We start from the raw sequence: 12,473 nt of genomic DNA, 5'->3' as shown, positions 1-12,473 counted from the left end.
TCGCATGTCCTCCCCCGCCCGGGTCGCTCCGCTCGGTACCGACCCGTACGCCTTCCAGCCCGGTTACTACGATCTCTTCCGCGCCTCCCGTGGCGAGGGCGCCCTCCCCGACCCCCGGTTCTTCGCCGGCCGCGCACCCGAGGGCGGACACGCGCTGGAGATCGGCGCGGGTACCGGCCGGATCACGCTGGCCGTGGCCGAGCGAGCCGCCACCGTAGTGTGCCTGGAGCGGTCGGCGACCATGCGCGCGGTGCTGCTGGCCAAGCTCGCCGAACGCCCGCACCTGCGCGACCGCGTCACCGTGCTCGACCGCGCGGCGCCCCATTTCGACCTGGCCCGCCGGTTCGACTTCGTGTACCTGGCGGGGGTGCTGGAGCACGTGCCGCCCCCCGAACGGCCCGCGCTCTTCGACGCGATCGCCGAACATCTGGCCGAGGACGGCGAGGTGGCGATGGACATGGTGCTGTCAGAACCCGTACCGGACTGGCCGGAGCACGTCACCGACGAGGCCACCCTCGGCGACTGCCGGTACGAGATGTCATGCGAGGCGCGGCCCGACGGCGACGACCATGCGCATCTGCGGTTCGTCTACCGCACGTACCACCAAGGCGATCTGGTGGCGACCGAAGTGGTGGAACGCGCCCACTACCTGCACCGGCCGGACGCCGTCGTCGCCGACCTGGCGGCGGTCGGGCTGACCCCGACGGCCGGAACCGCCCTCCGCCCCGTCGCCAACGGCGAAGACCCCGGCACCCTGGTCGCCCGCCGTACGACCTGACCGGCCCAACCGTCATCCACTTCGTCCTGAGGAGAGTTCGCGTGCAGGTCATCGGCATCGGTTTGCTCCGAACTGGTACGACTTCACTCGCGCTGGCACTCGACCGGCTCGGGTACGGCCCCTGCTACAACATGCGGGTCCTCAACGCCGAGCCGGAGCGGGCCGCCGACTGGGCCGCCGCGATGGACGGGCGGACGGTCGACTGGGGGAAGGTGTTCGCGGGCTACGGCTGCGCCGTCGGCTCGCCGACCACCGCGTTCTGGCGCGAAATCGTCGACGCGTTCCCGGACGCCAAGGTGGTGCTCACCGTCCGCGATCCGCAACGCTGGTACGACAGCGCCGCGCAGACCATGGCCGCAGTGCTCGCCAAGCCGCCGCTCCTGGTGCGGATGCTGAGCTGGCGGGGCCCGCGCCGACCCGATCCCGAAGCGGAGGTCCTCGACCGCGTGCAGCGGACGACGTGGCACCTTGAGATCGGCGGGCCGTTCGGCGAGCGCGCGGAGATGGCCGAGAGATTCGAACGGCATGTCGCCGAAGTGAAGGCGTACGTGCCCGAAGACCGGCTGCTGGTGTTCGAGGTCAAGGACGGCTGGGAGCCGCTGTGCGCCTTCCTCGGCGTCCCGGTCCCCGACGAGCCGTTCCCCCGCGAGAACGACGCGGCCACCTTCAAACGACGCCAACGCCAGGCCCTGAAGAAAACCCTGGCCCCCCGAATCCTCGCCACCCTCGCCACCACCGCGCTAGCGACCGGCGCCGCAATCACCTGGGCCCTACACCGCAAACGCCAACCAACCTAACCCAAAGGCTCCTCGCCCCCGAAGTACCGGGACGCCGACCGAGCAGTCGTGGCCACCACGCCCGTGGCGGGGCCAGGCGATCTCCTTCCGCTGCTCGCCTTCGCCATCGCGGCAGCCGCCGGCGACGGTCCGGAACGTCACCAACCCGCAACCCCAGCACGGAGCTCACCCGCCAAGCCGGAAGATCGACGGCCTGCCCCCGGTCTGAGGATGTCCCTGCCCAACTGCCCAGGTCAGAGTGCCGTCCGTTCTGACTGTCCAGCACCATCCGCGAGACCTGTCAGAGGTTGCGGCGCCCCACTCGAACAAAATGGAGTCCTGCTACGCGAACTCTTCTCGATCCACCCAATCTTGAACGATCCCAAGAATGACTGTAAGGTCCTCGCGATCCTCAACTCTCCGATGCTCGGATCGAACCTCCCCCATACCGACATCGGCCAAATCGATCTCCACCTGCCCATCACTCCAGATCACGACCTGCCCAACGAGTCCGCGCTCTCAAGAATCCAGCCGATAGACCGGGGGTCACGGTCCAGCGGGGCTACCTCGATCTCCGACCTGATGGTCCGATCAGGCCGTTTGGCATCCTCCTCAGCGATCCATGCTCAAGCCGATTCCAGCAGGTCAGATCCTCTTAGACGTCATCTCATTTGGCGAGTCGGCAGTGACAGATAAGGGTGGCGGCGATGCCGACGAAGGCCAGGAAGTGCTCGGGCTTGCGTTCGTAGCGGCGGTGCAGGCGGCGGCAGCCGCTCAGCCAGGACACCGTCCGTTCCACCACCCAGCGGTGCCGCCCGAGCCGGTCGGAGGACTCGATGCCGCGGCGCGCGATGCGCGGGGTGATGCCCCGCCCGCGTAGCCAGTGCCGCAGGTCGGCGTAGCCATAACCCTTGTCGCCGTGCAGCTTGGCCGGGCGGCGCCGGCGCGGCCCGCGCCGGGAGCGGACCGGCGCGATGCCCCGCACCAGCGGCTCCAGCGGCTCCAGCGCGAGTTTGTCGTGGGTGTTGGCCGCTGAGATTCCGACAGACAGGGGCAGTCCGGCACGATCGGTCAGCAGATGGATCTTCGACCCACGTTTGCCGCGGTCGACAGACATCCGATCTTCGTAGTGTGTCAAGCGGCGGCGGCGAGGCGGGGGCCGAAGGCTTGTTGGTCGTCGTAGGGCGTGCCGGTTTGGAGGCAGTGGAACAGGCATCCGAGCATGCGGTTGAAGGTGTTGCGCAGGGCGCTGGAGTGGCGGTCGCCGACGTTGCGGCGGTGGTCGTAGTGGGCTCTGGGCCCGGCGGCTTGAAGTGAGGCAAACGCCCACACGTAGCCGGCCGCTGCGAGCCTTTGGTTCTTGACCTTGCGGTGGTGCACCACTGTGGACTTGCCGGAGGCGCGGGTGATGGGCGCGGATCCGGCGTAGGCCTTCAGCCGTCTGGCGTCACGAAGCGTTCGCGGTCGTCGCCGATCTCGGCCAGGACCCTGGCGCCGGTGAGGTCGGCCAGGCCGGGGAAGCTGGTCACGATCGAGGCGTCGGGATGTTGGTGGAAGACCTCGCTGGTGGCCTGGGCGAGTTCGTCGGCGGCCCGGCAGGCGGCATCTGTCTGGCGCAGTAGTGCCAGCGTCTGCTTGCCGAAGGCGTTCTCGACCATCGGGAGCTGGCGCATCTGCTCTTCGCGGAAGATCGAGTGGAGCCGGTCGGCCCAGGACTGCAGGTTTCGCTCACGCCCGGCGCGGCGCAGCGCGGTGATGATGCGCGGCTTGGTGAGTTTGGCCGCCTTGGCCGGGGTCGGTGCCAGGGCCAGGACGGCACGGGCTTCGCGGCTGGTCAGCCCGATGTTCTTGACCTGGAAGGCTTTCAGGGCGGCGGGGAAGTACTCGCGCAGCAGGGAACGGAGCTGGTTGGCCAGCTGCTGGCGGCTCCAGACCGCGTCCTGCTGGGCTCGGGCCAGTACCGCGATCGCCTGGACCAGTTCGGAGTCGGCGGGCAGCGGCCGGTGGTGGACGGCGTCGACCCGCAAGATATTCGCCAAGGTCATGGCATCGGCATGGTCGCTCTTGGACCGGGCGACGGTGTGGCGTTCCCGATAGCGGGCGACAGCCAGCGGGTTGATGGCATAGACCTTGCGGCCGCTGGCCCGCAGGCAGGCGACCAGCAGGCCGCGGCCCGTCTCGATCGCAACCGGGATCGGCTCTTGGGGAGTGTCGCCATGCGCCGCGAACAACTCCAGCAGCGCCTTCCATCCGGCGGCGTCGTCCAGGATGCGCTTGCGTGCAATCAGCTTGCCGTCTTGGTCGAGCAATGCGACGTCGTGGTGCTTCTCGCTCCAGTCGATCCCGCAGGTCACTTTCATGATCCACCGCTCCTTCGACGGGACTTGGTGCAGGTCGGTGAGCCGTGCAGGGGACACGCCACGCCCTAATGAGAGAGCTCGGGGCTCAACATCCGATCAGCAGTCCGTGACCCCAGCCGACCGCAGGTCCGCCCGCTGCATCAGGGCTCGTGGCCCCCATTCAAGTGAGCGGTGCTCATGCGGCTGGCTCAGCCCACGATCTTGCTGGTTCGGGGCCGACTCTGCTGATCGCCGCCGCCCGGCTCCACTCCGCCAACGTGTCGGCCTGTCGAGGGGAGTCCCATGCTCCTGATTCGGACCAGACATCGACCAACGGCCGGGCCGAGGGGCGGCGATCAGGAGTCATTAGGATTCGGGCCCGTCAGCTCCCCCCTTTGCTCGCACGGACACTGACCGAGTCGATCGCGCACCGCGACCAGTCCAGCTCACCGCGCGCACCCAACTCGTCCAGCACGAGCCGGTGCAGCTTGGCCCACACCCGCGCGGCACTCCACTCGGTGAAGCGCCGGTGCGCGGTCGGGCCCGACGGCCCGAACACCGGCGGCAACTGCCGCCACGTACAGCCAGTGGTAGCCACGAAGACGATCGCCGCCAGCACCTCACGATCCCCGTACCGGCGCCGACCACCGCCCTGCGGCCGCGTCGGAGCGGGCGGAACCACCCGCTGGAACAGCTCCCACAACTCCTCCGGCACCAGCCGCTCGACCATCTCCACGGGCCGCAGACTACCGGCGCCAACCCAAATGAGATGACGTCTTAGCACCCTGGCCCACCTCCGAGGCTCAGGTTCTTCGCCTCAGGCAGTTCGGCAGCGCAAGCCCCCGCTTCGCCGCCAGCCGAGCGTTGGTCATGGTGGAGTCCGACATCTTGCAGCCGTCGGGACGGCCACCAGAAATAAGCGTCAAACGAGGCGCGTCGAAATCCGCATAGACAGATCTTGAACGAGGACGGTGTCGCGGCCTGTCCGCGACTGTTCCCAGCCTCGCATCGCGACCTGTCTGTGATCGATCGCATATGACCGACCGCCGAGGGTTCAAGGCTCAGGGTGGCGGCATGAGAGGATTCTCGGCAACGAACTCATAAGTCTCTATCGCAGCATCAACCGGAAATTCTGAATGGTCCCGCCAGATACAAGCTATATAGACGAGAAGATTCCATGAGCCAATTGCGATCTCGGCCGCTGCCACACTATCAGTGTGAGCAGCCCGAAAATAACCAACGGCTCCAACCTGCCGGTGAACAACCAGACGCAAGGCAGCCACCATGCGACGCATCTCTTCCTGAGGTGAATCAGCATCCGCGATTCTGGCCTCTACGAACGCGACCAGCCGCGCAATCTGATCCTCCGTAATCCTCTCCACTCCACACACTCTCAACAGTCGATTTTACGTACCAAATATGACGCTGCCCCTGAGGTCGACCAGAATCATCCGGTCGACCTCATGGAACATAACATTCATTTACCGGCTAATGCAAGAGAATCTCTCGCGATGCTAGCATGAGCGATTGACAATCCTGATGTTTTGGTAATTGTGCCCTTCCACCCATCCAAAGTCGCCATGCCGGTTCCTGAGAATCCGATAATTGTTCTCCCCGTCACCCAAGTCGTAGATCAAGGCCGCATCGCCAGCACCTGGCGATGAAGGACCCCACTTTCGCGCATGCGCTAGAGGGGTCGCGTTGCGGCCCGTTCTCACCTCGAACCTGTCAGGGCCGGTACGATCACGGTTCAACCTTGGCTGCGCCTGCCCAGCAAGGATTTCCGCAATGCGCTTCTGGACGGGACCTGGGGGTTCCGGCCCATCCCCATTGGCATTGTGCACCAGCACCGGAGTCGAGCCTGTGAGCACATAGTACGTGTGCAGGTCGGCGACCGTGAGGTTGTGGACGCTCTGGTGGTGGGCGGTCCACTGCTTTGTCGCAGTTACCTGGACGTAGGTGCCGACGCTGGTGCGGAGCCACATGCCGGGCTTGAGGTCACTGGCGTTGACCCACTTGTTGAGGCGGCCGGCGACCCAGAAGGGGTGGGTGTCGGTGGCAATGATGACGCCCCTCTTGGGACGCAGCGGGCTGGCGGGTTTCTTGAGCCCCTCGTCTGCGGGCCAGAAGGGGCGAAGCCCGGTGGTGTCGACGGTGATTTGGACGAAGTTCTTTTCGCCCTGACCGAAGATCGTGGCCACGACGGGCTCGGCGCGCGTCTTGCCGGTCTCAGGATCGGTGGCGAGCACCTTGTCGCCGACCTCTACGTCTTCAATGGCTTCGCGGCTGCCGTCCGCCATCAAGACCTCGGTGCCAGGAACGAAACTGTGGCAGCCGACTCTTCCCCGTCCCCGCCCGAGCGCGAGACCGTTTTCGAGCATTTCCGTATTGCTGGCGCCATGAACCCAGGGCCACTCGATCAATCGGCTGCTGGCCAGGGCTTCGAGCGGCGAGTTGCAATGCAGGAAGGAGCAGTAGTCGTCCCCCAGGTCATCCGCTATGTCGGGGGAGAAGCCCTGGGCGATCAGTTCTTTCTGGACCTGGCAGATGACGTCTTCTGCTCCGCAGATGCCGCTCGGTCCATAGCTCGCATACTTGAGGAAGAGAGGGTCGTCGGGGGTGCGTCCTTTTAGGACGTTGCGGCTTCCGCCGCAGCCGCCCTGCAGTCTGCAGCTGGTAATGGCGAGCGCCTGCCTGACGCGTGCCGCCTTGCGAGGGTTCAGCCAGACCGGCCAGTTGTACTGCGGGTATGGGTCACCGCAGTCCAAGCCGCAGCCGCCTCCCTTGGCGGGGGTCTTGTGGCCGGGGTTCATGACCCCATTGCCGCAGCGGTCGGGCGGGCAGAGGCCGGAGGGGTCGGAGCTGGTGACGGGGTTGTTGTCGGCGTAGCTGTAGCCGTTCAGCTGCTGAGGGTCGGCCGGGTCCAGGACGGGGTCGACGGAGATGAACCGTCCGGTCGCGGGGTCGTACTCGCGGGCCCCCAGGTGGGTGAGCCCGGTGTTGTCCTTGGTTCCGCCCACGAACCCCTTGTCCATGGCAGCGGGCCAGATGCCGACAATGGCGCCGCGGTCTTCGCCGAAGGGTGTGGAGCGGCGCTGGTTGAGCTTGGACGGGTCATCGGCGGGAATGGCCAGCTGGGCGGTGTTCTGGTGGTCGCCGGCCAGGAGGGTCACGCCGGCGCCGGTGCGCATGGCGACGGTCTGGGGGCCGAAGGAGTAGTAGCGCGTGGCGGTGACGGCGCCGTTGCTGAGGCGGAGTTCCATGCCCGGCAAGTAGAGGACGGTGCCGGACTTGTCCCGACGGACGAGCCGGTTTCCGTCGGCGTCGTAGACGAACGTCGTACTGCCTTGGGCGGTGTCCGTGATCTTGGAGATCTCGCCCTGCTGGTCCCAGGAGAACTGGAGGGTGTTGCTGCCGTCCGTGCGCTGGGTGGTGTTGCCGCCGGCGTCGTAGGTGTAGGTGAAGTTCTGCGTGTCGCTGGTGCCGTCGACTTCCTGGGAGTAGCCGGCGAGTTGGTGCCCCTTGTAGGCGGGGTCGACGCCGGCGTCGCCGGGGTAGCGGTAGGTGCGGGTCTCTTGCCGGACACCGCCGTCAGGCCCGGCTCCCCAGCTTTCCTCCGTGGTGCGGTTGCCGTCGGGGTTGTAGGTGTAGACGTTCCGGTACGGAGCGGGACCGCCGATCTCAGCGGTGGCGGCGGACGCCGCGCAGGTGGCGGTGCTCTGCGTCCATGCGTCGGTCAGGCGCCGCTGGAGGTCATAGCGGAAGCACTGGGTGTCGGTGGTGACGCCGCCGGTGGACGCATGCCCGGTGATATCGGTGATCTGGCGGACGTTGCCGGCGTCGTCGTAGGTGTAGCCGGCGTCGCGGGCGTACCCGTCGATGCCCTCACGGCTGACGGTGGCGTGGATCACCCTGCGGGTGGCGGGGTCGTAGTCGTATCCGACGTTTACCGTTTTGCCCCCGGCCGCCAGTACGTAGCCGCGGACCTGGTTGATGTTGGTATAGCTCGTGCCTGTGACGTACGGCGAGTTCCCGGTCAGCGTGAGCGGCCGCCTGAGGTTCTCGTTGTCATAGGTGTAGGTGAGAACTTCGGCCGGAAGGTCGCCGGCCGCGGGCAGGCTCGTCGACTGGACGGTCCCGTCCGGGTTGTAGGCGGTGTTGAACTGGTAGCCGCCGTCCAGGCCGCCGCCTTCCGCGCCATTCGGGACGGTGATGGTGGTGCGCTTGGGCCGGTTGAGGTTGTCGTAGTCATCCGTGCGGATCTTGTACTCGTAGGTGTTGCCGTCGGCACCGGTTGCCCTGCGGGAGGCGAAGGTGAGCTGGCCGGCGCGCACGGTGTCATATCCCCACAGGGCGATCAGGTCGCCCTTGTCTCCGTCGCCGTTGGCGGCGTATGAGCGCAGCTTGCGGCCGAGCGCGTCGTATTCGTGGAAGACCTTGCCCGCGTTGCCACGAGAATCAGTGGTGGACACGACCTGGTCAAGGTCGTTGAAGGCGGTCGTGGTGGTGCCGCGGTCGGGGTCGATGGTGGTGGTCTGGCGACCGCGAACGTCGTAGCGGTACTCCCAGGTCTTGCCACCCGGCCCGACTATCTTGGTCTTCCGGTCGGCCGGATCGTATTCGTACTTGGTGGAGATGTAGTCGGTGCCGTCCGGTGTGGCGGTGTTGTGCTGCCGTAGCTCGATGGTGCGGCCGCGGGAGTCGGCGTAGGTGGTGGTGGGCGTCCCGCCGCTGGGCGGGGTCGTCTTCACCCAGGTGCCGACCGTGTCGCTGCCGTAGGCGTAAGCGGTGGCGTATACCTCGGCGCCGTCACCGGCGCCGCCCAGCAGCGCCTCGCGGGTCTTACGGCCCGCACCGTCGTAGCTGTACCGGGTCTGACTGTGGACCAGGCCCTGCATCTCCGGGCCGAACAAGCTCGGGGTGGGTCCGGCCTGATCGTTGTAGTAGCCGTTGTAGGTGAAGGCGACCAGGCCCCGGCCGTCGTAGAGGGTGTCGGTGATGAGCCGGCCGCCGTTCTGCCCCGGCTCCTGGGTCTGGCGGGCACGGAGGAATCCGTCATAGATCGCATAGGACGGGGTGCCCAGGGCGCCGCTGTTGGTGACGGATCGGGTGCCGACGACGACGGGCGCGTTCTCCGCGATCTGGTAGGTGTACTCCGCGCTGGCGGTCTCACCGCCGGTGCGGCTACGGTTCGGCAGCCACACTCTGATGGTGCGGCCCAGCGCGTCGTAGTAGACGTCGGTCTTGCCGCCGGCCTCGTCGAGCTTGACGATCGGCGAGCCCCAGGCGGGGTCCAACGTGGCACTGGTGGACAGCTGCAGGCTGGTGCCGTCCTCCTTGGTCACGGCCGGCTTGGTGACCGTGATCTTGGTGGTCAGCCCGGGTGCCGTTCCGCCGGGAGTCTGGGTGTAGGCGGTGGTGGTGACGTGGTCCTGGGCGTCCGACACCGCGGTGGGGCGGCCGTACCCGTCGAAGCCGGTGACGGCCGACAGCTTCTGGTACGTCGGGTCGGAGCCATCCGCGGCGGCGTGCGACACCAGCCGCTCGGTGTAGGTGACCCGCCCCTTGCTGATCGACTTGAAGGCGCTCTTGGGCGCCGACGTAGTGCCGTCGTAGTAGGTGCGGGTACCCGACAGCACGTGGATACGGCGGTCCAGCCCGCTCCATAGGCAACTGCCGCGGGTGACCTCCTCCTGTGCGACCTGGTTGCGTATCCAGGCGGTGGTGTTGTCCGCATAGGTGTAACGGGTGCAGCGGTCATCGTCGCCGACCGCCAGGTCCCCGTTGTCGGACACCCAGTTGACCCGCCCGGTGTCGGAGTCGTAACTGGTGCGTACCTCGGCCTTGCGCCAAGTCCCCGGTCCTGTCGGGGTGAACGTCCGGCCGTACTCGGTGGCCACGATGTTGGCGGTGACCGTGCCCCAGGACCGCGTCTTGGACGCGGTCTGGAACCGCACCGGCAGATTCTGGTCCCACTGCAGGATCTGGCCGCCGGGCTTGTCCAACTGCACGGTGCGCAGCTCCCGGCCGGCGAAGGCCTCGTGATCGGTGACCGTGCCGCCGTCGCCGTTGTCGACGGTGACCGTGCGCTTCTGGTCAGGATCGGTCGTCGAGGTGCGGTCGCCGTGCATGCCGCGCAGGAAGTAATGGTCGGTCTGGGCGACCATGCCGTCGGCGAGGTCGGAACCGGTCAGCACGCTGACCTTGTCGTAGCCGCGCCACTGGCTCCAGGTCTTGTACTTCTCCCGTGTCAGGCCGTCGTCATCGTCGTAATGCCAGGCGCCGCCCTTGGAGTCGTCGTAGACGTACTTGGTGACCATGTCGGCGCTGTGGCCGGTCCGGTCCCGCGCGATCACATGGGTGACGACGTACTTGTGGAACCAGTCCAGGCTGGGTTTGAGGTCCCCGTCGTGGGCCCAGTAGACCGGGAAGCAGCGCTTGGTGTTGGTCTGCGGGGTCGGCAGGTCGTCGGACGTGCATTGGGCGGTGCTGTAGGCGACGGACAGTTCGCCGCCGGACTCGTCGGCGACGTAGTCCAGCCGGTAGCGCATGAGTCCGCCGGTGTCACCGGCCCGGACGCGGTTGTAGCGCTCCTCGTAGTCGAGCGTCACCTTGGGCAGCGTGATCGCGGTGCTGGCGGCGTGCCCGGTGTGCTGGATGGATGTGGCCAGCAGTGCCCGCGCGTAGTCGGCGGTGCCCCACTTGTGGGACAGCGTCCAGGAGTCGACGTCCCGCCAGGTGCCATCCGCCTTGATCACCTGTGTCTTGACCGACTCCAGCCGCTTGCGCGTCCAGAAGGTCGGCGAGACCGTGCCCTTGAAGTCCTTGCACTCGGTGCCGGACTTGCAGTTGAGGTCGTAGGGGACGTCAGGCCACAGGTTCGGGTTGGTCTCGATCTTGGAGGGGTCGCAGTTGGCGTCGGTGTCCAGACACCGTTCCTTGCTGTTGAACACCACACGGGCCGGCGCCTTGGCCCACAGGTTGTCCGACCGCAGTCCGTACTCGATCCGGTTCAGCACACCGCCGCGGACGTACGGCGTCTCGTCCTCGGGCTTGAGGTTGCGGCCGTAGTGGTTGATCTCCTTGTCGTAGTAGTAGGTGACCGCGTTGCCATCGGGATCGACCGCGTAGTCCAGGTTCCACCGCCACGCCTGCTGGCACCACGAATCCTTGAACGCGTCCTTGTGGCACGGCTCGTTCGCATCGTCTCCGAACACCGGGACGGTCCAGGTGGAATTGGTCTCCGGATTGCCGCTCGCCCAGTTGTCCAGCCGGTGCTTGCCGAAGTAGTAGACGGTGCCGTCGGTGGTGGTGACCTTCCAGTACTCGTTGTCGTCGTCGCCATTGCCGGTCGTGGCGTCGTTGCCGGTCAGCCTCTCGACGCGGGTACCGTCGTCGTTCTTCAGCCGCCATTTCCCTGCACCGTCCGGGACCAGTTCACCTCCGTGCCCGTTCAGCTGCATCGTGGCGTTGTCGTAACCCCAGCACTGGTCGCCCGGGGAGGACCCCCACTCGTCCTTCGGCGCATCGTCGTCTTCACAGGCTTTGTAGCGGCGCTCGATGAACCCTGGCCACAGGTCGAAGCCATCCCCCACCCAGGAGGACTGGGCATTGGTGTTCGAGGTCAAGCCGTCGATGTTGCCCGAGGAATAGCTGATGGCCACCTCGGGGGTCATGGTGCCGGGCACGGGCGGCACCCGCATGGGGTACGACCAGGTGAAATCGCCCGTGTTGAGATTCACATTCCAGGTCGACGACGCCGACAGCTTGGTGGCCTTGAAATCACCCTGCTCACCGGCGGTTCCCGCGGCCGTGGCCAGCACCGTCGGCCCCGACGTGACCGTCGGCTGCTGCGGTGACGCCTGCCGGTTGGCTGGATCCGATTCGGCCCGCACCTGCGCGATCAGCGTTCGGTTCTTGGTGTCGTGGGTCGTCGCCACCGGAGTGGCCGCCCGGCATTCGGCTCGTTCCGGCGTCGTCAGGACACACGCCGGGTATTGCACGAGTTTGAGCCGGTCGGCGTAAGCACCACCGAACGCCGAGGCGAACGACGCGTAGTTCAGCCCGACCCCGACCTGTCCCGGTGCCGCGGTGTCAGTGCGGGCAACCGAGATCATGACGCCTTGGACACCGGCGCGTCGGCTCACTTTACGGTCGACGACCTGGACCCGGACCTGCTCGGCCGCCGGCAGACCTCGGGAGCCCGGACGCGAATCGAGGCGCGGCGCATCGCTCGGAGCGGTGATCCAGACGGGGAGGTCACCGGCGCGGGCCCAGCGGCCCTTGCCGGGAACCTTGCTGGTCGCCGTGCCGGCCTTCGGCCAGCTCGGAGCCGGGGACGCCTTGGTGGTCAGGTGCTTGTTCCCGGCCTTGCGCGGCCGCACGTCCAGCGCCCGGCCCTTGACCGGCTTGGCGTCCTTGAACTGACGCCGCGGCGCGGATTCGGCCCGCGCGGGCATCGGGGACGCCAGTCCGAGCGCCAGCACGGCGGCCATGCCCAACGCGATCTTCGACCGCGCCCAGCCGTGGCCTCCCAGCAGCATCCGGGTACCGCGCTTGCTCACAACGCCCTCCAAGGCG

General features: G+C 67.1%; 4 protein-coding genes and 3 pseudogenes. 2 read left to right on the top strand and 5 right to left on the bottom strand.

The window, feature by feature from the left end:
• Positions 1-4: 4 nt before the first annotated feature.
• Together AB0C21_RS11090 and AB0C21_RS11085 are read left to right on the top strand one after the other, a co-directional pair.
• On the top strand, positions 5-778 hold the full coding sequence (locus AB0C21_RS11090) for a class I SAM-dependent methyltransferase (RefSeq protein ID WP_500203864.1): 774 nt from the start codon (positions 5-7) through the stop codon (positions 776-778).
• 41 nt (positions 779-819) lie between these two features.
• The gene (locus AB0C21_RS11085) at positions 820-1,575 is read left to right on the top strand and encodes a sulfotransferase family protein (RefSeq protein WP_500203862.1); all 756 of its coding nucleotides are present in this window, start codon (positions 820-822) and stop codon (positions 1,573-1,575) included.
• Between the two features lie 646 nt (positions 1,576-2,221).
• On the opposite strand, the pseudogene AB0C21_RS11080 reads toward AB0C21_RS11085, so the two are convergent.
• From AB0C21_RS11080 to AB0C21_RS11060, 5 genes and pseudogenes are all read right to left on the bottom strand, one after another.
• Positions 2,222-2,662 (bottom strand): annotated as a pseudogene (locus AB0C21_RS11080) (IS5 family transposase); the annotation flags it as partial.
• A 26-nt stretch (positions 2,663-2,688) separates the two neighbouring features.
• Positions 2,689-3,914, bottom strand: a pseudogene (locus AB0C21_RS11075) (IS110 family RNA-guided transposase).
• A 341-nt stretch (positions 3,915-4,255) separates the two neighbouring features.
• Positions 4,256-4,629 (bottom strand): annotated as a pseudogene (locus AB0C21_RS11070) (transposase); the annotation flags it as partial.
• Positions 4,630-4,954: 325 nt separating this feature from the next.
• The gene (locus AB0C21_RS11065; protein ID WP_500203861.1) at positions 4,955-5,275 is read right to left on the bottom strand and encodes a hypothetical protein; all 321 of its coding nucleotides are present in this window, start codon (positions 5,273-5,275) and stop codon (positions 4,955-4,957) included.
• Positions 5,276-5,407: 132 nt separating this feature from the next.
• Positions 5,408-12,457, bottom strand: coding sequence for an RHS repeat-associated core domain-containing protein (locus AB0C21_RS11060; protein WP_500203860.1), 7,050 nt, complete (start codon positions 12,455-12,457; stop codon positions 5,408-5,410).
• Positions 12,458-12,473 lie beyond the last annotated feature (16 nt).

Origin of the sequence: Spirillospora sp. NPDC049024 (genome assembly GCF_040649235.1) — a bacterium.
Taxonomy (GTDB): domain Bacteria; phylum Actinomycetota; class Actinomycetes; order Streptosporangiales; family Streptosporangiaceae; genus Spirillospora.
Note: the sequence above shows the minus strand (reverse complement) of the source record. Positions and strands in the feature narration are given on the sequence as shown.

Coding starts and splice junctions, on each gene's coding strand:
- AB0C21_RS11090 (WP_500203864.1), top strand. CDS start 5: ATGTCCTCCCCCGCCCGGGTCGCTCCGCTCGGTACCGACCCGTACGCC.